Consider the following 21,801-nt stretch of genomic DNA (forward strand, 5'->3'; position numbering starts at 1 on the left):
TTTTTTATACTCTTAAATCTATTAAAAATTAAAATCTATTATCGCCATCTAGTATATTACCAATACCACCCAATATACTACCTTCTCCTTTTTGACTACCTCCGCTTTGTGGCGCCGATGCCAATACACGACCTGCTAATCTGCTGAATGGTAAAGACTGAACATAGACTGTCCCTGGACCTTGAAGTTTTGCAAAAAACAAACCTTCGCCTCCAAAAACCGTGTTTTTTATTCCTCCTATAAACTCGATGTCGTAATTTACAGTTTGATCGAAACCAACAATACACCCCGTATCTACCCTAAGAATTTCTCCTGCTTTTAACTCTTTCTTCGCCATAGTTCCTCCGGCATGCACAAAAGCCATACCATCGCCTTCTAATTTTTGCATTATAAAACCTTCGCCTCCAAAAAGACCTCTTCCTAGTTTTTTAGAAAACTCGATACCTACGCTAACACCTTTAGCCGCACATAAAAATGCATCTTTTTGGCAAATAAATTTACCTCCAAATTCCGATAAATCTATTGGTATTATTTTTCCTGGATATGGCGATGCAAATGATACATTACGTTTACCTACTAAATTATTGTAAAAGGCCGTCATGAATAAGCTTTCGCCTGTTAATATACGTTTACCTGCACCTAAAATTTTCCCTAGAAACCCTGAATCTTTTTGAGATCCATCGCCAAAAATAGTTTCCATTTTTATGCCATCGTCCATCATCATGAAACTACCGGCTTCGGCAATTACACCTTCTTCTGGATCGAGTTCTATTTCTACATATTGCATTTCTTCGCCGTAGATTCTATAGTCAATTTCGTGTGCTGTCATTTTTAAAAGGTTTTATTTGATTAAAAATTAATTCATTTACTTGTATGTTGCAGTAATTGTGAATTTGTTACAGAGTTAAAAAAGTTTATTTGTGCAATTGCTTAATAGTTTTATTAAATCCCTTTCTAGAAAAAGTTTTATCTACAAGAGTAAACACTGAATACAGCGACTAAAAACTACCCCTTCACCTTTACACTCCACTGAAATTTAAAGGTAGATACCACAACACCATCTTGGTTTACACCTACAGATTCCATCCAAAGGGTTTGCCCCTCTCCTGTTGCTATTGTTTTCTCTAAGGCTTCGTCTATTAAATGTCCGTCATTACAAGTAAATGTAATACGCCCAGTAGCTTTTTTTGTAAAAGTTGCTGTTTGGGTAGTAACCAACATAGATATACGTTTTCCTGAATCTTGAATTTTAGAAATCATTAAAGCACCTGTAGAAAACTCGGCAGCCATACCTTGTACCGCCCAAAACATAGACTTAAATGGGTTCTGGTTTATCCATTTATGTTTAACAGTTACCAAGCACTTATCTTTATCTATATGTTTTGTTCTAACGCCACAGAAGAAGGCAGCAGGAAGCTTAAACATAGTGTAAGTATTTAGTTTTCTCGGTGTTAAAGTCATATTTATTTATTTTAGTTTTCACGAAGTTATGAAAAATTTTGATGTCAATCATTTGTTAATTTTATGTTAAATTTCAGTACTATGCGTTACAAAGTACCTTCTTTTAGATATATATTTGCATAAGAAACTATTATATGTTTTAATATTATGCTAGACAACCATCAAAAAAACATCGCAACTTTTATTCATTTATCGACATTTAGTAGGTTCTTTTTCCCTTTCGGAAATTTTATTGGGCCTATTATTTTATGGGCAGCTAATAAGGATAAATCGGATTTTATAGATCGCCATGGTAAGCAAGCGATTAATTTTCAGATTAGCATTTTGCTTTACGCTATAATCTTGGGTACGTTATCGGTTCCGTTTTTTATTTTCAAAATATTTAATGGTTTTAATTTTATAGATTTTAACGGATTTCAAAATTTCCATATCACTATAGGCAAACCTTCTGCCCTACTTTACATAGGTGGCTTTTTAGGTGTTGTTGCTGTTATTGGTTTTATTATAGAACTCATTTGTATTGTAAATGCGAGCCTAAAGGCGAGAGATGGAGAGTTTTATAATTACCCATTAACAATTGAATTTTTAAAATAAGATAGACCGGTGATGTTAAAACACAACCTAGCAAACATGCCCGCGTTAGGGATTGCAGTGAAAAGCCCACAGGGCTCCCGATGGTAATCGGGTGCACGAGGACTTGTAGCGGAAAGCCCGACCCTGTTCCTGAACTTTTTTCAGGATAATGGGTAACGCCAAAATAAAAAATTAAATTTCATCAATAATCAATCATCAAAATCAATCAAAAAATGAACAGTTTCACAAAATTAAAATGCTTTAGAATATGAAGATAGAAAACACAAAAGCACAAATGCGTAAAGGGGTATTAGAATTCTGCATACTCTCGGTTTTAAAAGACGAGGATGCTTATGTTGCCGAAATTCTAAGCACCTTAAAAGATGCAAAGTTGCTGGTTGTGGAAGGTACCATTTATCCGTTGCTTACGCGACTTAAAAATGCGGGACTTTTAAACTACAGATGGGAAGAATCGACCTCTGGACCACCACGGAAATATTATGGCTTAACCGAGACGGGAAAGCTATTTTTAAAAGAATTAGACACCACTTGGAGTGAATTACACCATGCAGTAACCATAGTAACTAGCCAAAAACCACCAAAAAAATGAATAAAACAGTAAATATAAATTTAGCAGGTATATTTTTTCATATTGATGAAGATGCTTACTTAAAGCTGCAACGTTACCTGGAGGCTATTAAACGTTCGTTTACAGACTCGCAAGGGCGATCGGAGATTATAGCTGATATTGAAGCACGAATTGCCGAACTTTTTAACGAACGTGTGCAAATGGACCGCCAAGTTATTAGAGTAAAAGAGGTGGATGAAGTGATCTCTATTATGGGCCAACCGGAAGATTATTTGGTGGACGACGAGATTTTTGAAGATGAGCCGCAACCAACACCTAGAAGAAAAAAATCGAACGCTAGAAAATTATTTCGTGATACAAACAACTCATATATTGGTGGTGTATCTTCTGGGTTAGCACATTATTTAGGTATAGATGCTATTTGGATTCGTTTGGTTTGGGTTTTATTATTTTTTGGATTTGGAACAGGGATTCTACTTTATATTTTACTTTGGGTATTAGTACCTGAAGCTAAAACAACAGCTGAAAAAATAATGATGACCGGAGAACCGGTTAACATTAGTAACATTGAAAAAAAAATTAAAGACGGTTTTGAAAACGTATCGGAAACGGTGACGGATGTTGCTAAAAATGTTTCGGATTCGGTATCTAACGCTACAAAAAACATCGATTTCGAAAAGCAAGGTAGTAGAATAAAATCGTCTTCTAGATCATTCTTTGAAGCTATTGGAGACATTATTATGTTCTTTTTTAAAGTGATTGCTAAATTTATTGGTGTGCTCCTTATTTTTATTGGTGCCGCTGCTTTAATTGCTTTAATTATTGGCCTATTCTCGGTTGGTGTTGCCAACTTTGTGCACATACCTGGTTTAGATTTGGTAGATATTGTTAATGCTGGCGAAACTCCTATTTGGTTTGTTTCCCTACTTACGCTATTTGCTGTTGGTATTCCTTTCTTTTTCCTGTTCTATTTAGGCTTAAAAATTTTGGTAAACAACTTAAAATCTATTGGTAATGTTGCTAAATTCACTTTACTAGGCTTATGGATTATATCTGTAATTGGCTTAATTGTTATTGGTATTCGCCAAGCTAGCGAGCATGCTTTTGATGAAACGTATGTTGAAAAAACAGAACTCCCAATTACAGCTATAGATACTCTAAGTATTAAAATGGTTGGTAACGATAATTTAAGTTCAAGCTTTTACCGCGACCACAGTGATTTTAAATTAGCGCATGACGATGAAGGGAATAAAATAATTTATTCTTCTGATATTGATATTAGAGTAAAATCTACCACAGATAGCGTAATTACTGTTGCTATAGAAAAAAGTGCCGATGGACGCGATTACCAGAAAGCCAGAGCTCGTGCTAAAAATATTGATTACAACTTCGAGCTTAGAAATAATGTTTTATTGCTAGACTCTTATTTTACAACCGATCCAAAAAATAAGTTTAGTGATCAAGAAGTAGATGTTGTTCTCTACATTCCAGAAAACATGATTATTAACTTTAAGAAGAACACAGAGTCTTATATTTACTACAGAAACTATGATGGTAACCTGATTAGAAGACAACATGTAAACTACAATCTTAAAATTCTTGATAATGACCTTGAATGCTTAGATTGCCCTATTGAGGAAAATGAAGACATGGAAATTGAAATCAACATGCCTAACGTTAAGATAAACGAAAACGGTATTGAAGTTAGATCTGAAGAGAACCATTTAAAAATAGACGAAAGTGGTATTAAAGCAGAATCGGACGAAGTTAAACTGAACATTGATAAAAACGGAATCCATATTAACACCGAAGATTAATAATTGAAATGTTTTATATCAAAAGATTGCTAAACATCAATTCATCAACCTAAAACAACAATTCAGGTATTTAAAGTTTTCATCAGACGCTTTTTAAAAGATATTTGAATTATAAATAAAGTACAACACAAACTTTCATCAATCAAAAAACGAATAACTATGGCAACTCTAACAAAAATTATAGTCACAACACTTTTAAGTTTATGCTTATTCTCTTGTAACTTCAACATCAACATGCATTCTGGCGTTAAAGGGAATGGCAATTTAAAAACTGAAACTCGAATGGTAACCGAACCGTTTTCAACCATTAAAGCTACCGAAGGCCTAGATGTTTACCTTACACAAAGCGACAACGAAAGCATTATTGTTGAAACCGATGAGAACTTACAAGAGCTAATTATTACCGAAGTTATAGATGGTGTTTTAAAAATCCATACTGCAGAAAGTATTGGTAAATCTGTTTCAAAAAAAGTAACGGTTAGTTTTAAAACCATTTCTAGTATTATTGCAACTAGCGGCAGTGATGTGGTATCGAGCAACACTATTACAGTAGAAGAACTAGATTTAAAAACAACAAGCGGTAGCGATATGTCTTTAAAACTAAACACCAAAATTTTGAACTGCGAGTCTACTAGCGGTAGCGATTTAAATTTATCGGGGATAACTGAGAAACTTAATGCAGAAGCGACTAGCGGAAGTGATATTGAAGCCAAAGAACTTATTGCTCAATACAGTAATGTAAAAGTTACTAGCGGGGCCGATATTAGTGTAAATACCAAAAAAATATTGGTTGCCAAGGCTACAAGCGGTGGCGATATTAAATATTATGGCAATCCGGAAAAGGTTGATAAATCGAAAAACTCTTCAGGAAACATAACGAAGAAGTAATTTAAAACCATTATTTCACCTTTAAAAGAAAGCCATTCCGGACTTAAATATAAGTTTGGGATGGTTTTTGTTTTATCTTTGTTCTAATATTTAATTAATGTACAAAATGAAACAAAAATCCCTTACTCTACTATTAGCAATAAGTATTTGTTTTTTGGGCCAAGCTCAAAGTGTAGAAAAAGTAAAAGGTAATAGAAATGTAACCATACAACAAACTCCTGTAAATTCTTTTAAAACCATTATTATTGATGAGGGTTTTGAAATTGATTTAGTTTACTCAAAAGAACCATACGTTGAAATAGAGACTGATGAAAATATTCATGAGTTTTTTGTTCTTAATTTAAGAGATAGCGTACTTAATATCGATTTAACAAAACGCGTTACCTCTAAAAAAAGACTGAATATCAAGGTTGCTTATGACGATTTTTTAACAACTATTGAAACTCGTGACAATGCTGAAGTACATAGCTTATCTACAATTAATGCAGATAACATGACATTAATTACATCGGGTAATTCTGAAGCTGGACTGACAATAAAAACGGAAAACTTCAATTTTGAAGGATTAGATAAATCTGACACCAAATTGAATGTAACTGCTAATACGTCGAAAGTTATTTTAAACGGAAACAGTAAATTGGAGGCTTTAATTAATTCACCAATACTAAAAGCCGATTTATACCAAAGAGCAAATGCTGAAATTGAAGGCAGCTGTGATAACCTAACACTTAGAACAGACAATAACGCACAGTTTACAGGTAAAAATTTCACTATTAAAAATTGCGATTTAATTTCGGAAATTGCTAGTGAAGCAATTTTAGAAGTTACAGACACTATAGCTGTAGAAATTTCTGGAGCAAGTTCTCTATACCTTTACAATGAACCGCAAATTATAGTAAACAAACTAGCGAACACATCTAAAATTCAGAAAAAAGAAAAATAATTCTACACAGAATTAATTAAGGTAGCTTTCTAAGAAATGCTACCTTTTTTTTGCTTTCACATTAACCGAAAACCAATTTAACCTACTAAAAATCAATTAAATAAAAAAAATAAATTTTTAAAAAACTCTAAGCTACTCAAAAACATAAAGTTACACAAATGGTTACTCTTTCATAAATTTCTCAAAATTGAAAATAAACCAAACTATATTTTTTCAGTCTAATAATATTAAAGGTTATATTTAACCTTTCAAGACTCTTAATATAAAGATTAACATTAACTTCCGTAACTGTAGATGAATAAATTGGCGTTTTTAAAAAAAGTATCATTCTTAGTTATATTCCTTTTCTGTCTAGCTAGTTTTGCCCAACTTAGTAAAACACACTTTATACCACCTTTAACATACGCCGATTCTGACAATGCTGTACCTCAAGATCAGTATATATATTTATCCACACCTTCTGTAACCGATGTCGCTTACACTATTATTCCGGTCGGACAACCCACATCAACTTATATATCTGGAGTAGTTTCAAATTCATCTCCTGTAGTTATTTTTATAGGCAATGGGGATAGTCAGCTATTCATGCCACCTACACAAACAAGTACCGTTACCAATAATAGAGGTTATATTATAGAAGCTCAAAATAGTATTTATGCCTCAGTTAGAATGATTGCTGCAACTACTGGTGCACAAGCAGGAGCGCTAGTTAGCAAGGGTTTAGCTGCTCGTGGAGAAACTTTTAGAATTGGTAGTTACACCAATGAAAATCCTCAGGACAACTACCTCAACTTTGTTTCAGTAATGGCTACCGAAAATAATACAGAAGTAGCATTTAGCAATTTACCCGTGGGTTTAATTATTGAAAATTATTCAGGAACAACCCCAATAACGGTTAATCTAAACAAAGGAGAAAGCTATACTATTGCAACTAACAGCAATGAAAGCACTATAAACACTGATGGATTAATTGGCACTTTAGTTAACTCAGATAAACCCATTGTTGTAAACTGTGGATCTGCAAATGGTAGTTTTCATAACGGTAATGGTAGAGACTACGGTATCGATCAAATTGTGGGCCTAGATAAGGTAGGCACAGAATATATTTTTGTAAAAGGTGACGGTTATGATGGTTGGGAAAACATTCTTATTGTGGCACATTACGATAATACTTCAGTTAGTATAAACGGAAATGCTGCAATTGCAACTATAAATGCAGGCGAATATTATTTAATTGAAGGCGATCAATATATTAATGGCAATATGTATGTAGAAACCTCTCAACCTGTTTTTGCATATCAAGGTATTGGAGCTACACCAAGCGAAGCTAACCAAGGTATGTATTTTGTACCTCCATTAAGTTGTGAAACACGTGGAAATCTAAATAATATCGCGAATATTCAATCAATAGGAAGTATAGATTTTGAAGGAGGTGTTTCTATTGTTACTAAGGCTGGAGCAACAGTTACCGTAAATAATATAGCTTTAAGTAATTTTTTCACAACAGGACCAACTGCAGTTACAGGAAAATCGGACTACGTCACTTATAAAATCGTAGACCTAACCGGAAACATTTCTGTACAAAGTACAGACGAGTTGTACTGTGCTTATTTCAATTTTAATGGAGCAGCAACCTCTGGTAGTTTTTATTCTGGTTTTCCAACACCGCCAGAAATTAATTTTAATGCCGTTTTTGAAAGTCTAGGAAATTGCATTCCAAATGTAACTTTAGAAGTTGCTAATATGGACAACTTTGATAGCGTTGAATGGTTTTTTGACAATGGCTCAGGTAGTGGCTTTGTAACAACAGGCATTACAACATTTCAAATTACACCAACCGTTTCTGGAACCTACAAACTAGTTGGAGAATTACTCTGCTCAGGCTTAAAACTAGAATCTCTCGAAGTACCTGTAAGTATCTGTCCTGACGATAGAGATACCGACGGGATACCAGACAATATAGATATTGATAACGATAACGATGGAATCTTAAACTGTACAGAATCTTATGGTAATCAAATTATCAATTTATCAAATATTAATAGTGGTAGCATACCTGTAGGAGCATATACTTTTTCAGGAACCACAACTGTAGCTAACAATACAGTTACTACACCAATTTTCGGAAATAGCGAAGGTATATTTACTAGTGAGGTATCTGTTAAAACTGGCGACCCAGAAAGCAGCACAACCTACCAATTAAACTTTAACAAACCACTTAATTTATTGGTAAGCTATCCCGATACTACTTTTAGTGGAAGCGGCATACTCAACACCAATCAAGAGTTTATTATTCGAGTACCGAGTTCAAGAACGATTACCCTTTTAGATCCTGACGATCAACTTTTAATAGATAGCGATTTCGATGGTATTTACGAAACAGGAATCACGCAAATTTCAGCTTTCGAAATTCGATTTAAATCAAAAACATCATTAGCTTTTGGAGCTGCAACATTCAGCTTTTCGTCCCATGGCGTAAACCAAATAACTTATATTCATAAAAATATTTCAGATACAAATGGCAACCAAGCTTCTTTCCAAATTGCGGCAACTTGCGTTGGAAAAGATAATGATTTAGACGGTGTTGACGATAGCTTAGACCTAGATAGTGATAACGATGGTATTCCAGATTTTATAGAAAACCAAGGAGAACTTATTACGCTATCAAATATAGATGCAGACTCTAACGGATTGGATGATGTTTATGATATTACGGCAACTCCAATAGACACTGACAACGATGGCGTACTTGATGTTTATGATTTAGATAGTGACAATGATGGTATTTATGATTTAGTTGAAACTGGTGTATTAGGCACAAATTTATCCGATACAGATTTAAACGGTATTGACGATGGTCCTAACTTTGGAATAAACGGATGGACAGATAACGCAGAAACCTCAGCAGACAGTAACCAAATAGGATATACGCTAAGTGATTTTGACAATAACGCCGTATTTAGCTATATTGATTTAGACGCCGACGGAGACACATGTTTTGATGTTATTGAGGCAGGGTTTTCTGACGCAAATATGGATAACTACCTTGGAGATACTGCAACAATTACAGTAGACATTAACGGACTAGTAACTAATGCTTCAGACGGATACACGCTTCCTAATTCAAATTATTCAACCAGTGCTACATTATCAATAACTACGCAACCCGTTGATATTACTATTTGTGAATCTTACGAAGCTTCTATTGCAATAATTTCAGATGAGGCTGAAACATTTCAATGGGAAATAAGCACAGATGGCACCACTTGGAACACCGTTATTGATGATACCAACTACAACAACTCACAAACAGCAACCCTAACTATTATAAATACACCTATAACTTTTAACAACAATCAATACCGTGTAAAGTTAGATAGAAGCGGAAATGGCTGTGGCTTATATTCAGAAAGCATGACGCTTACTGTAAATGCGCTTTCAAATGTTAATTCGCCTGTTATTTTAATTCAATGTGATGATGCTGATCCATCAACACTTGGTTATAGTTATTTCAATTTAACCGAAGCTAATGATGAAATTTCATCAAATGCTATAAACGAAACATTCAGCTATTATTTAACTGAAGCTTCCGCGAAGTTAGGAGATGAGACGAGCCCTGATTTTATTGCAGACCCAACTACTTTTATAAATAGAACAATTAGTAACGATATAGTTTGGGCCAGGGTCGAAAATGCACTTAACTGCGGGAATATTGCAGAAATTCAACTTAATGTTTCAACTACAGTAATCCCTTCCAGCCTATCCATTACATTTAATCAATGTGATGATTTTCTTGATATTGACGGAAATGATACAGCAAACAATAACCAAAGAGATGGCATTGCAACATTCGACTTTAGTAGTGTAAATACAACTTTATTAAGTTTAATTCCTGCTGGACAAAACCCGTTACCACCAAGATATTATAGAAATGAAGCAGATGCTTTAGCAGAAATAAATGAAATTACAGATATCTCGAATTACAGAAATATTGGGTATCCAAATTCGCAAATAATTTACGTACGTGTAGATAGCTCTATATCTAATGATTGTTTAGGTTTAGGTGGCCATATTTTATTAACTGTAGAACCTTTACCACTTGCGAATCCTGTTACAATTACCAGAGCATGCGATGATGATTCTGATGGCGCCTACCCTTTCGATACTTCTAATTTAGAAAGCGATATTTTAGGAACACAAAACCCCGCAGATTTTAATATTTCATATTTTGATACTGCTGGAGATCCTTTATTATATACTAACGGCACTCCCGTTGTTAGTCCAATTTCATCTACATTTTTAACAAGCAATCAAACCATAACGATTCGAGTTACAAATGCAACATCTTCGGCTCCCGACGGACCTTGTTTCGATGAAACTACAGTAGAATTTATAGTAGACGAAAGCCCTATTGCTAATCCAACACCCTCAATTATTGTATGCGATGGTGAAACTGGAGACATTGATGATGATGGTATATTTCCTTTTAACACCAATAACTTTTCTAGTACAATTTTAGGAGCGCAAACCGGTATGGATATTAATTATACATATATAGATGAATCTGGAGTTACAGTCACAAATTCATCTTTACCAAACCCTTTAAATTCAGAATCTCAAAATATTTTAGTAGAAGTTACTAATCCGGCTAACACCACCTGCATAGCAACAACTACTATAGAATTAATTGTAAACCCACTTCCAGATTTCACTGTAGATTCACCCTTAATTGTTTGTACCTCAGACCCAAATTTCAGTGTAAACTTAGATCCTATTGAAGCTAATGTAATCGATAGTTTTACTTACGAGTGGTATTTTGAGGATGGTACATTTTTATCTAACCAGCCTACTCTAGACCATGTATCTGTTGCCGGAACATACACGGTAACACTTACAAAAACAGATGGAACAGGATGCTCACGCACACGTGATATTATAGTTACAGCTTCGGAGTCTGCAAATATTACTCAAGACGATGTTACTATTGTAGATATCTCTAACAACAACTCCGTCACTATAGATACTACAAATTTAGGTTCTGGAGATTATGAGTATGCCCTGCGCGAAGAGGGCTCAAACTTTATTACTTACCAAGCGGAACCCGTGTTTACAAATGTACGTCCAGGCTTTTACACCATTTATGTAAAGGATGATGTTTGCGGAACTACAGAATTAGATATTTCGGTGATTGGTTATGCTAAATTCTTTACACCAAATGGCGATAGTTATAATGATTATTGGCAAGTAAAGGGCTTAAACGCTCAAACACAACCAAACTCGTTAATCTTTATTTACGATCGTTATGGAAAACTACTTAAACAATTCTTAGCAGGTTCAACAGGTTGGGATGGTACATTTAATGGAAATCCTTTACCTTCTGATGATTATTGGTTTAATGTTCAGCTAGAAGATGGACGACATTTTAGCGGACATTTCACTTTAAAAAGATAACACATTTATTTTGCGTAATTTTGTAAAATGAAGTTTAAAATTGAATCAGAATTTAAGCCAACAGGCGATCAACCAAACGCAATTAAACAATTAGCGGCAGGTTTAAATGCCGATGAAAAATATCAAACTTTATTAGGGGTTACTGGGTCTGGTAAAACATTTACTATTGCAAATGTTATAGAAGAAGTACAACGCCCAACTCTAATTTTAGCGCATAATAAAACTTTGGCAGCGCAGTTATACTCGGAGTTTAAACAGTTTTTCCCGAATAATGCTGTTGAGTATTTTGTATCTTATTACGATTATTATCAACCGGAAGCTTACATTCCTGTTTCTGGAGTGTACATCGAAAAAGATTTATCTATAAATGAAGAAATAGAGAAAATGCGTTTAAGCGCAACCTCTTCCCTACTTTCTGGACGTCGTGATGTTATTGTTATTGCGTCGGTATCTTGTATTTACGGTATTGGAAACCCTGTAGAATTTCAGAAAAACGTAATTTCATTAAAGCAAGATCAAGAAATTTCACGAACTAAACTCCTTCATACCCTGGTACAAAGTTTATATTCTAGAACCGAAGCCGATTTTAGACATGGAAATTTCAGAATAAAAGGTGATACTGTCGATATTTTTCCGAGTTATGCGGATGATGCTTTTAGAATACACTTTTTTGGAGATGAGATTGAAGAAATCGAGTCTTTCAATATTCAAACTAATGAAATTGTTGAAAAATACGAACAAATAACAATTTATCCTGCAAACATGTTTGTAACATCTCCCGATGTTTTACAAAATGCCATTTCGGAAATTCAGGATGATTTAGTTAAACAACACGATTATTTTAAAGAAATAGGCAAACACCTTGAAGCCAAACGCTTAAAAGAGCGTACGGAATTCGATTTAGAAATGATACGTGAATTAGGGTATTGTTCTGGTATTGAGAACTACTCGCGCTATTTAGACCGAAGGCAACCAGGAACAAGACCTTTCTGTTTACTCGATTATTTTCCAGACGATTATTTAATGGTTGTAGACGAAAGTCACGTTACCGTTTCTCAAGTTCACGCCATGTATGGTGGTGATAGAAGTCGAAAAGAAAATTTAGTAGAATACGGTTTTAGATTACCTGCCGCTATGGACAACAGACCTCTAAAATTTGAAGAGTTTGAAGCCATACAAAACCAAGTAATATACGTAAGTGCCACACCAGCCGATTACGAATTACAGAAAACTGATGGTGTTTATGTAGAGCAAGTTATTAGACCTACAGGACTTTTAGACCCTATTATTGAAATTAGACCAAGTTTAAATCAAATTGATGATTTAATTGAAGAAATACAAATACGCGTAGAAAAAGATGAGCGTACTTTGGTTACCACACTTACCAAACGTATGGCAGAGGAGTTAACCAAATATTTAGACCGTATTCAAATACGTTGTCGTTACATACATAGTGATGTTGATACTTTGGAGCGTGTTGAAATTATGCAAGATTTACGTAAAGGCTTATTTGATGTTTTAGTTGGTGTAAACTTACTTCGTGAAGGTTTAGATTTACCAGAAGTATCTCTAGTCGCTATTTTAGATGCCGATAAAGAAGGCTTCTTGCGTTCGGCAAGATCTTTAACGCAAACCGTTGGTCGTGCCGCTAGAAACCTTAACGGAAGAGCCATAATGTATGCTGATAAAATTACTAAAAGTATGCAGAAAACGATGGACGAAACCGATTACCGTCGTGAGAAACAAATTGCCTACAATACCAAATTTAACATCACACCAACAGCATTAAACAAGAGTTTAGATAATGTATTAACCAAAAACTCGGTAAGCACTTACAGTTATGAGCTAGAGGCTGCAAAAGCCGCTGAGCCAGAGAGCGAGTATTTAACCAAAGGTGAATTAGAAAAGAAAATTAGAGAGAAACGCAAACTTATGGAAGAAGCTGCAAAAGCATTAGACTTTTTAGTTGCAGCTAAACTACGTGACGAAATTAAAGCATCTCAAGATAAACTAGAAAAGCTAAAGAATTAAATCTTTAGCTTTTCTATAATCTTATACGTCTCAAGTAAAATTAACACTTAGCAGATTTTCCTTAAAAGAAATAGAATGAGTGATAAGATATTATTTTAGAATGTATAAATCCCTTTTTAATTATACTGTGTTTTAAAAATATCAATTAAAACATCTGGTGGTACAATTTTATTAGGAAAACTTTCCATTAAATAAAGTACTTTAGTGATAGACTCGTGACTTAATCCCATACGTAAACCAAAATTGTACAATTTAATTACACCTTTAGAATTGTTTCCTCCGCCATGTTCTTGTTCTATATTCATTAAAAGTACTAGTCTATGAAATTGTACAATACGTTCGCTATGCGATTTTAAATGTGTATAGTTTATTGGATTTTTAATTAAATATTCAAAATCCTCGCGTTCTATCTCTAATTGTTTGGCAACACCTAACAAAAAGTTATATTCTATGTTTTTTATATCCTTATCGTGCTTCGCAAAAGCAATCATTTCGGATAGGAGATGCAATTTCTGAGCTCTATTAATCATTTTTAAACTAGTTTTTGAGGGTTATACTATAAATTTAAGCAGAAAGATTAAAAACTAATCGAAGATATAATGTAGCTTATCGAAAAAGCCATGGTATTTTATCGTGTTTTTCTTTATTTCATCAATGTTTTAAAAAATTTCATCTAATAAAATTGCGTTTTATCTTTTATAGTCCTTATTAACAGAATATTAAGAACCTTTCAAACAGCCTAATAAATCAAGAGGTTCCAAAGGAATACTACACACAACTCTCCTCGTTTCAGGGTTTTACAGAATTAACTCACAGATAGAAAACAAAAACATCAGCTTGTACTATTTCAAAAGTAAAAATCGATGAAATGCACAGCATTGCTAAGTTCACCCTATAAAATGATTATTTTTTTTAATGAAGTAAGAAATACTAACTAAAATTCTATTTAAAATATTAAGTTAACTTAAATTTTAATATCTTAATTTTACATTTCTCGATAAAAGGACGATTTAAAACCTAATTTAAACTGTAAAAACAGCAATTGCTATTCAAAATATGACAAATAATGATATTTTAAAAAAATTACGCGTGGCATTAAAACTGCGTGATGATGAAATTGTAAAGATTTTAGAACTGGTAGATTTCAGAATTTCTAAAAGTGAATTGGGTGCGTTCTTTAGACGCGACGATCACCCGAAGTATATGGAATGTGGAGATCAAGTTTTACGTAATTTCCTTAATGGCTTAGTTATTCATTTAAGAGGGCCAATGCCTAAAAAAGGAGAAAAGAAACCACAAAAAAAGGAGTAGCGATTAGCTACTCCTTTTTTTATGGATTAAAAATATAATTAATCTTGATTAGATTCTGTTTCTGTAATATCTAGATATTTTGCAATGCCATTAGCACCAATATCATTTCCTGGATTACCATCTTCGTCTATATCTTCATATATAGAGAAAACACCATCATTATCATCATCTGTATCAGCATAATCTGGTGTTCCATCACCATCAGTATCATCGTCTGTAGTATCTTCTAAATCATCATAATTTACTGTAAATTCACCATCACCATTTAAATCTTCAAGATAAGATGGCACACCATCAAAATCATGATCGTTTACAGTAGTTTGTAATAAATCGAATTTAAAAATTAAAGGCGAGTAAGCTGAAATATCTGTTAAACTAGAAGAAAAATAACCAAGTCCTGAAGGAAGAAACATAACGCCTGCTCCATGATTAGAATAAGCTATAGTTCCATCTGCAGCATCTGCAATAGTTTCAGCTGTATTAAAATCGGTTAAAACTTTTCTCCAAGCTGGTATTAAATCTATTAAATCTAAATTCACAGGATTAACAGCACTATCGAAAACAGTACCATCTAATCCAGATCCTTCATATCTCACTCTTACATCATCACAAAAGTGTGGAGATTCATCGCCACCACCATCATTTAAATGTAATATGTATACAATGTAATCTGTTTCCGCATAAACCACTTCTTTCGCATCTAGTACAAAATCTGCATCGGCATTATTCAATAAAGAACTTAACAAAATGCTACCTTCTGGTAAAGTCTCACCATCTAATAATTCTGTTAATTCTAAATCATCAATATTAGGATTTACATCTTCTCCTTGAAAATCACTTGCATTAAAGTAATGGCTTTCTAAATACGTAAGTAAAGCTTCATTATCTTCAACTTGCTGTTCTGTTCTATCATTTTCTTCAACAATAACCACGTCATCAGCGTCGTCATCCTTCTTACAGGCCGAAAAAACTAAAACTAAACTTAATATTAAAAAACTTATTTTTCTTAAACTCATTATTGCGTATTTTTGACGCGCAAGATACACTTTATTCAAGAATATTTAATCTTGCACAACAACATTAACGAAGTTTTTACAATAATTGTATGCGGATTGATAAGTATTTGTGGTGTATTAGATATTATAAAACGAGAACCTTGGCAACAACGGCTTGTAAAAAGGGCCAAGTTAGAATAAACAATGACCAGGTAAAACCAAGTAGGGAAGTTTATCCGCAGGATATTGTAGAACTTAGAAAGAACCAAATTAATTACCGTTTAAAGGTTAACGATATTCCGGAAAGCCGTGTTGGTGCAAAGCTTGTAGATCTTTATAGAACAGACACAACACCAAAGGAACAATTTGAAGCTCAAGAACTTTTAAAATACTCAAAAGATTACTATCGTAAAAAAGGTGTGGGACGCCCTACTAAAAAAGATCGAAGAGATATTGATGGCTATACTGAAGATCCTCTTTTTGACGAAGAGGAATAGTTGTTTTTTAAAAACAAAGATTAAAACCCAATAAAAAAACTTAATTTTATACTTTAAAGTTAGCTTAATATGACTGCAACAAGTAACATTATTTTAAATCACACGGAAATTAACCACAAAATACGCCGTATTGCTTTTCAAATTTATGAAAGTAATATGGACGAAACAGAAGTGATTTTAGCGGGAATAGACAGTAATGGCTATGTTTTTGCAAAAAAACTAAAATTAGCATTGCAAAAAATTTCTAAAATTAATGTTTCACTATGTAAAGTGATTATCGATAAAAAAAATCCGTGGCAAGATATTAAGACCTCTATGGATCCCGAAGATTACAAAAACAAATCTATTGTATTGGTAGATGATGTTTTAAACTCCGGAACCACACTAATTTATGGCGTTAAACACTTTTTAAATGTGCCTTTAAAACAATTTAAAACGGCTGTTTTAGTAAATAGAAACCATAAAAAATACCCTGTAAAGGCAGATTATAAAGGTATTTCGCTTTCTACCTCGTTGCATGAACACGTTAATGTTATTTTAGAAGGTAAAAACTTTGAAGCTATTTTAGAATAAGCTATCAAAAACATCTTTTGTAACTTCCTTTTTAGATCTACCATCAATAGACACCTTAACATTGGCCTGATTGTAGTAATAAGCACGTTCAAACAAGTGTTTCCCTATAAATTCGCCCATAGCCTCCTCGGTTTCAATATGCGCTATTAAAGGGCGTGTTGCCTTTTTCTTCATTAACTTTTCAATCAATGTCGGTATCGATGCCTTTAAATACACACTCTTTACATTCTCGGCGCCTAAAATAGCATCCATATTATTACTGTAGCAAGGTGTGCCTCCACCAACAGATAAAATAATATCTTCTTTAGATTGAAGTTGCTCACGCAAATAAAGTGCTTCTTGTTTTCTGAAATAGATTTCACCTTTAGATTTAAACACCTCGGAAACCGAAGCATTTTCTTTAGATTCAATTAAATCATCTAAATCAATAAAATTATAATTTAGTTTTTTTGCTAATCTCTTTCCAATTGTTGACTTTCCGGAAGCCATATACCCCATTAAAACTATTATCATTTTTTCGTTAAGAATTGATTTTTAAAAACATACGATTTACAGATGCAAAAAAACGAAATTTATTTAAAAAAAGTGTTGTTTTATTAAAGAAAGGTTTTATATTTGCACCCGCTAACAGCAATGTTAACAACTTTGAAATAATGACCTGGTAGCTCAGTTGGTAGAGCATCTCCCTTTTAAGGAGAGGGTCCTGGGTTCGAGCCCCAGCCCGGTCACAAAAAACCTATAGATTGAAAAATTTGTAGGTTTTTTTATTAAAGTTTTTTAATAAAAACTTAAGTTTAATTACAAATTTAATTGTTTTTCTAATTAAAGATGTTATATTTGCACCCGCTAACAATTACTGTTAGCATTTATTTTGAAATAATGACCTGGTAGCTCAGTTGGTAGAGCATCTCCCTTTTAAGGAGAGGGTCCTGGGTTCGAGCCCCAGCCCGGTCACAAAAAAAAACCTTTAAGTCTTTTGATTTAAAGGTTTTTTGCTTTTTATAACTTTCTAATACGTCGTGCTAAGCGCTTTTCAATAAACTAGAAAGCTTCGAGACCTCAAACTATTTTAAGGCCCCAAAAAACATTCTAAAAGTATTCTATTAAAGATTTAAATGTGTTGCTTACATATTTCGGCGATACTGCCCTCCTACTTCAAACAGGGCATTTGTAATTTGCCCTAAAGAACACACTTTACAAACTTCCATTAAAGCTTCAAATATATTTTCGTTATTCACGGCTTTATGTTGAAGCTCTTTTAATAAAGATTGAGTATCATTAGCGTTATGCAGGTTTTTCAATGTTTTAATTTGAAATTTCTTTTCTTCTTCAGTAGCACGAATTACTTCTGCAGGTAAAACCGTTGGAGATCCCTGGCTACTTAAAAAGGTGTTTACTCCAATTATCGGGAAATCTCCATTATGCTTTAAAGTTTCGTAATACAGACTTTCTTCTTGTATTTTACTACGTTGATACATAGTTTCCATAGCTCCTAAAACACCACCACGTTCTGTTATTCTATCAAACTCTAACAATACAGCTTCCTCGACCAAATCGGTTAATTCTTCAATAATAAACGAGCCTTGTATTGGGTTTTCATTTTTATTTAAACCTAACTCTTTATTAATAATAAGCTGAATAGCCATAGCACGACGCACAGACTCCTCTGTTGGCGTTGTAATGGCTTCATCATAGGCATTTGTGTGTAGCGAGTTACAGTTGTCGTAGATAGCATATAAAGCCTGAAGTGTTGTACGGATATCATTAAAATCGATTTCTTGAGCATGTAAGCTTCTACCAGATGTTTGAATATGGTATTTAAGCATTTGTGCTCTAGCGTTTGCACCATACTTATGTTTCATGGCTTTTGCCCAAATTTTACGAGCTACACGACCAATAACCGCATATTCCGGATCGATTCCGTTAGAAAAAAAGAAGGACAAGTTTGGTCCGAATTTATTAATATCCATGCCTCGGCTTAAATAATATTCCACGTAAGTGAAACCATTAGATAAAGTTAATGCCAATTGAGTAATGGGGTTTGCTCCTGCTTCGGCAATATGATATCCGGAAATAGACACCGAATAAAAATTACGCACATTATTATCTATAAAATATTCTTGCACATCGCCCATCAATCGCAATGCAAATTCTGTTGAAAAAATACAGGTGTTTTGAGCTTGGTCTTCTTTCAAAATATCGGCCTGAACCGTACCACGAACTTGAGCTATGGTATTTGTTTTAATTTCGGCATAAACATCCGCTGGTAACACCTGATCTCCAGTTACACCTAAAAGCATTAAACCTAAACCGTTATTACTTTCGGGTAAATCGCCATTGTATTTTGGGCGCTCTTTACCTTTATAAATTTCAGCTATTTTAGCTTCTACTTCAGCTTCTAAATTATTTTCTTTTATATAAATCTCACATTGTTGATCGATGGCTGCATTCATAAAAAAGCCAAGCAACATTGGAGCTGGCCCATTAATCGTCATACTCACAGAGGTCATTACGTGTGCCAAATCGAAACCAGAATATAGTTTCTTAGCATCGTCTAAACAACAAATAGAAACTCCTGCATTTCCAATTTTACCGTAAATATCTGGTCGTAAATCGGGATCGTTTCCGTAAAGTGTAACACTATCAAAAGCAGTAGACAAACGTTTTGCCGGCAATCCTGCACTTACATAATGAAACCTTTTATTGGTACGCTCTGGTCCGCCTTCGCCTGCAAACATTCTGGCCGGATCTTCCCCTGTTCTTTTAAATGGATACAAACCAGATGTGTATGGAAATTCTCCAGGTACATTTTCTTGTAAGCACCATTTTAGTAAATCGCCCCAAGCTTGGTATTTTGGTAAAGCTATTTTAGGAATCTGCAAATGCGATAACGACTCGGAATGTGTTTCAATATTAATGTCCTTATCTCTAACTTTAAAGCTATATATTGGATTTTTATATTTTTTTACTTTCTCGTCCCAAGTGGTAATAATTTCCCAGTTGTAAGGATCGAGGTTTAATTTTACTCTGTCGAATTCTTTTATAAGTAGATGTAGTAAACTTCTTTGAGATTCCTCGTCAGTCGTTCCTCCTTCTTTCGGAATCGCAATTCCTTTATCATTCTGAGCTTGTTGAAGAATCTCATCTTCATTTAATCCTAATTTTCCAATAAGCGACTTCTCAACTTCGTTCGATGACACATTCATTACAGAACAAATGGTTTTATAAATTCCGTAAAGCTTCTGTGCCACTTCAAACTGTTCCAAGCCTTTTTTATCGTAAACACGGTTGTTTTCAGCAATTTCAGATAAATAACGTGTTCTATTTGGTGGAATTACAAAAATCTTTTCACTCATTTCATTAGAAATGGTAAAGGTTGATTTTAAATCGGCGCTCGCTTTTTCAACCAAAGTATCCATAATAGCCTTGTAAAGCGTATTCATTCCGGGATCATTAAACTGAGAAGCGATGGTTCCGAATACGGGTAAATCGTCCTGATGGGTATCCCACAAATTATTATTACGCATGTATTGTTTTTTTACATCGCGTAAAGCATCTAGCGAACCCCGTTTATCAAATTTATTAATGGCTACCAAATCGGCAAAATCGAGCATATCAATCTTTTCTAGTTGGGTTGCTGCTCCAAATTCTGGTGTCATTACATATAAGGACACATCAGAATGTTCGATAATTTCCGTATCACTTTGCCCAATTCCTGAAGTTTCTAGTATAATAAGGTCGAATTCTGAGGCTTTTAGAACCTCAACCGCTTCGTTTACATATTTTGAAAGCGCTAAATTAGATTGTCTCGTTGCCAAACTTCTCATATAAACACGCGAGTTATTAATAGCATTCATACGAATTCTATCCCCAAGAAGTGCTCCACCTGTTTTTCTTTTTGAAGGATCTACAGAAACAATACCAACAGTTTTTTCTGGAAAATCTATTAAAAACCTTCGAACAAGCTCGTCTACCAAACTCGATTTTCCTGCACCACCGGTTCCGGTAATACCCAAAACTGGTGTTTTTGAGTTTTTATTTTTATTATGAATTTTATCTAAAACTACTTTTGAAATCTCCGGAAAATTCTCTGCAGAAGAAATAACTCTAGCTATAGTTTTATCATTTTTATTCTTTAAAGTATCAACATCTATATCGAGTTGATCGCCTATGGCGAAATCTGCTTGTTCTACCAAATCATTAATCATCCCTTGCAAACCCATTTCACGGCCATCATCGGGCGAATAGATTCTGGAAATACCATAATCCATTAAATCTTTTATTTCCGAAGGTAAAATAACACCGCCACCGCCGCCAAAAATTTTGATATGCTCTGCTCCGCGTTCCTTCAACAAATCGAACATGTATTTAAAATACTCGTTATGCCCACCTTGGTACGATGTTAAACAAATGGCATTAACATCTTCTTGAATAGCTGTATTTACAACTTCTTCCACACTTCTATCGTGGCCTAAATGAATCACTTCCACTCCAGTAGACTGAATAATTCGACGCATAATATTAATAGAAGCATCATGACCATCAAATAATGATGCAGCTGTAACTATTCGAACTTTATATTTTGGTTTGTAGGAAGGAATTTGTTTCATTCTTAAAAAATCTTATGATTAGAACTGCGAATTTACGGAATATTCAAAAATATCAACAATTT

Annotated in this window: 16 protein-coding genes and 2 tRNA genes; 12 read left to right on the plus strand and 6 right to left on the minus strand. The window is 34.0% G+C overall.

What is annotated here, in order from left to right; all coding sequences use genetic code 11:
• Window positions 1–28 precede the first annotated feature (28 nt).
• Window positions 29–829 (minus strand): TIGR00266 family protein, encoded by an 801-nt coding sequence (locus BM246_RS10295; RefSeq protein ID WP_042504803.1) that lies wholly within the window; start codon window positions 827–829, stop codon window positions 29–31.
• A 176-nt stretch (window positions 830–1,005) separates the two neighbouring features.
• Window positions 1,006–1,461 (minus strand): DUF4442 domain-containing protein, encoded by a 456-nt coding sequence (locus BM246_RS10300; RefSeq protein WP_042504805.1) that lies wholly within the window; start codon window positions 1,459–1,461, stop codon window positions 1,006–1,008.
• 147 nt (window positions 1,462–1,608) lie between these two features.
• On the opposite strand from BM246_RS10300, the gene BM246_RS10305 reads away from it, so the two are divergent.
• The 7 genes from BM246_RS10305 to uvrB all read left to right on the plus strand — a co-directional run bounded on the left by BM246_RS10305 (window position 1,609) and on the right by uvrB (window position 13,753).
• On the plus strand, window positions 1,609–2,055 hold the full coding sequence (locus BM246_RS10305) for a DUF4870 domain-containing protein (protein WP_042504806.1): 447 nt from the start codon (window positions 1,609–1,611) through the stop codon (window positions 2,053–2,055).
• A 247-nt stretch (window positions 2,056–2,302) separates the two neighbouring features.
• A complete protein-coding gene (locus BM246_RS10310; protein ID WP_042504808.1) occupies window positions 2,303–2,644 on the plus strand; it encodes a PadR family transcriptional regulator in 342 nt (113 codons plus the stop codon).
• A complete protein-coding gene (locus BM246_RS10315; protein WP_074937703.1) occupies window positions 2,641–4,440 on the plus strand; it encodes a PspC domain-containing protein in 1,800 nt (599 codons plus the stop codon). The genes BM246_RS10310 and BM246_RS10315 overlap by 4 nt, the downstream gene beginning before the upstream one ends.
• A gap of 159 nt (window positions 4,441–4,599) precedes the next feature.
• Window positions 4,600–5,328, plus strand: a complete 729-nt coding sequence (locus BM246_RS10320; protein ID WP_074937706.1) for a head GIN domain-containing protein — start codon at window positions 4,600–4,602, stop codon at window positions 5,326–5,328.
• 106 nt (window positions 5,329–5,434) lie between these two features.
• Complete coding sequence (locus BM246_RS10325; RefSeq protein WP_083415765.1) at window positions 5,435–6,271, plus strand: GIN domain-containing protein; 837 nt, start codon at window positions 5,435–5,437, stop codon at window positions 6,269–6,271.
• Window positions 6,272–6,565: 294 nt separating this feature from the next.
• Window positions 6,566–11,722, plus strand: coding sequence for a T9SS type B sorting domain-containing protein (locus BM246_RS10330; protein WP_074937709.1), 5,157 nt, complete (start codon window positions 6,566–6,568; stop codon window positions 11,720–11,722).
• Between the two features lie 27 nt (window positions 11,723–11,749).
• A complete protein-coding gene (uvrB, locus tag BM246_RS10335) occupies window positions 11,750–13,753 on the plus strand; it encodes an excinuclease ABC subunit UvrB (protein WP_074937711.1) in 2,004 nt (667 codons plus the stop codon).
• A 116-nt stretch (window positions 13,754–13,869) separates the two neighbouring features.
• On the opposite strand, the gene BM246_RS10340 is transcribed toward uvrB, so the two are convergent.
• Entirely contained in the window at window positions 13,870–14,283 is a 414-nt protein-coding gene (locus BM246_RS10340) for a hypothetical protein (RefSeq protein WP_042495622.1), read from the minus strand.
• 526 nt (window positions 14,284–14,809) lie between these two features.
• On the opposite strand from BM246_RS10340, the gene BM246_RS10345 reads away from it, so the two are divergent.
• Window positions 14,810–15,064 (plus strand): DUF1456 family protein, encoded by a 255-nt coding sequence (locus tag BM246_RS10345; protein WP_042504819.1) that lies wholly within the window; start codon window positions 14,810–14,812, stop codon window positions 15,062–15,064.
• Window positions 15,065–15,102: 38 nt separating this feature from the next.
• On the opposite strand, the gene BM246_RS10350 is transcribed toward BM246_RS10345, so the two are convergent.
• Window positions 15,103–16,080, minus strand: a complete 978-nt coding sequence (locus BM246_RS10350) for an FKBP-type peptidyl-prolyl cis-trans isomerase (protein WP_074937714.1) — start codon at window positions 16,078–16,080, stop codon at window positions 15,103–15,105.
• An 89-nt stretch (window positions 16,081–16,169) separates the two neighbouring features.
• Here BM246_RS10350 and BM246_RS10355 point away from each other — a divergent pair, with 89 nt between their 5' ends.
• Window positions 16,170–16,556 carry an RNA-binding S4 domain-containing protein gene (locus BM246_RS10355; RefSeq protein WP_042495628.1) on the plus strand — a complete coding sequence of 129 codons (387 nt, stop codon included), beginning with the start codon at window positions 16,170–16,172 and terminating at the stop codon, window positions 16,554–16,556.
• A 69-nt stretch (window positions 16,557–16,625) separates the two neighbouring features.
• Window positions 16,626–17,129, plus strand: coding sequence for a phosphoribosyltransferase domain-containing protein (locus tag BM246_RS10360; RefSeq protein WP_042495630.1), 504 nt, complete (start codon window positions 16,626–16,628; stop codon window positions 17,127–17,129).
• Here BM246_RS10360 and BM246_RS10365 read toward each other — a convergent pair.
• Window positions 17,121–17,642 carry a shikimate kinase gene (locus tag BM246_RS10365; RefSeq protein ID WP_042504822.1) on the minus strand — a complete coding sequence of 174 codons (522 nt, stop codon included), beginning with the start codon at window positions 17,640–17,642 and terminating at the stop codon, window positions 17,121–17,123. The genes BM246_RS10360 and BM246_RS10365 overlap by 9 nt on opposite strands.
• A gap of 142 nt (window positions 17,643–17,784) precedes the next feature.
• On the opposite strand from BM246_RS10365, the gene BM246_RS10370 reads away from it, so the two are divergent.
• A tRNA-Lys gene (locus BM246_RS10370) sits at window positions 17,785–17,857 on the plus strand.
• Between the two features lie 153 nt (window positions 17,858–18,010).
• Window positions 18,011–18,083 (plus strand) — tRNA-Lys (locus tag BM246_RS10375).
• 170 nt (window positions 18,084–18,253) lie between these two features.
• On the opposite strand, the gene BM246_RS10380 is transcribed toward BM246_RS10375, so the two are convergent.
• Window positions 18,254–21,739 carry a methylmalonyl-CoA mutase family protein gene (locus tag BM246_RS10380; protein WP_074937716.1) on the minus strand — a complete coding sequence of 1,162 codons (3,486 nt, stop codon included), beginning with the start codon at window positions 21,737–21,739 and terminating at the stop codon, window positions 18,254–18,256.
• Window positions 21,740–21,801 lie beyond the last annotated feature (62 nt).

The sequence above is a fragment of the Algibacter lectus genome, assembly GCF_900112395.1.
Taxonomy (GTDB): domain Bacteria; phylum Bacteroidota; class Bacteroidia; order Flavobacteriales; family Flavobacteriaceae; genus Algibacter; species Algibacter lectus.

Coding starts and splice junctions, on each gene's coding strand:
- BM246_RS10345 (WP_042504819.1), top strand. CDS start 14,810: ATGACAAATAATGATATTTTAAAAAAATTACGCGTGGCATTAAAACTG.
- uvrB (WP_074937711.1), top strand. CDS start 11,750: ATGAAGTTTAAAATTGAATCAGAATTTAAGCCAACAGGCGATCAACCA.
- BM246_RS10350 (WP_074937714.1), bottom strand. CDS start 16,080: ATGAGTTTAAGAAAAATAAGTTTTTTAATATTAAGTTTAGTTTTAGTT.
- BM246_RS10325 (WP_083415765.1), top strand. CDS start 5,435: ATGAAACAAAAATCCCTTACTCTACTATTAGCAATAAGTATTTGTTTT.
- BM246_RS10300 (WP_042504805.1), bottom strand. CDS start 1,461: ATGACTTTAACACCGAGAAAACTAAATACTTACACTATGTTTAAGCTT.
- BM246_RS10310 (WP_042504808.1), top strand. CDS start 2,303: ATGAAGATAGAAAACACAAAAGCACAAATGCGTAAAGGGGTATTAGAA.
- BM246_RS10295 (WP_042504803.1), bottom strand. CDS start 829: ATGACAGCACACGAAATTGACTATAGAATCTACGGCGAAGAAATGCAA.
- BM246_RS10315 (WP_074937703.1), top strand. CDS start 2,641: ATGAATAAAACAGTAAATATAAATTTAGCAGGTATATTTTTTCATATT.
- BM246_RS10365 (WP_042504822.1), bottom strand. CDS start 17,642: ATGATAATAGTTTTAATGGGGTATATGGCTTCCGGAAAGTCAACAATT.
- BM246_RS10320 (WP_074937706.1), top strand. CDS start 4,600: ATGGCAACTCTAACAAAAATTATAGTCACAACACTTTTAAGTTTATGC.
- BM246_RS10330 (WP_074937709.1), top strand. CDS start 6,566: ATGAATAAATTGGCGTTTTTAAAAAAAGTATCATTCTTAGTTATATTC.
- BM246_RS10340 (WP_042495622.1), bottom strand. CDS start 14,283: ATGATTAATAGAGCTCAGAAATTGCATCTCCTATCCGAAATGATTGCT.
- BM246_RS10355 (WP_042495628.1), top strand. CDS start 16,170: ATGCGGATTGATAAGTATTTGTGGTGTATTAGATATTATAAAACGAGA.
- BM246_RS10305 (WP_042504806.1), top strand. CDS start 1,609: ATGCTAGACAACCATCAAAAAAACATCGCAACTTTTATTCATTTATCG.
- BM246_RS10360 (WP_042495630.1), top strand. CDS start 16,626: ATGACTGCAACAAGTAACATTATTTTAAATCACACGGAAATTAACCAC.
- BM246_RS10380 (WP_074937716.1), bottom strand. CDS start 21,739: ATGAAACAAATTCCTTCCTACAAACCAAAATATAAAGTTCGAATAGTT.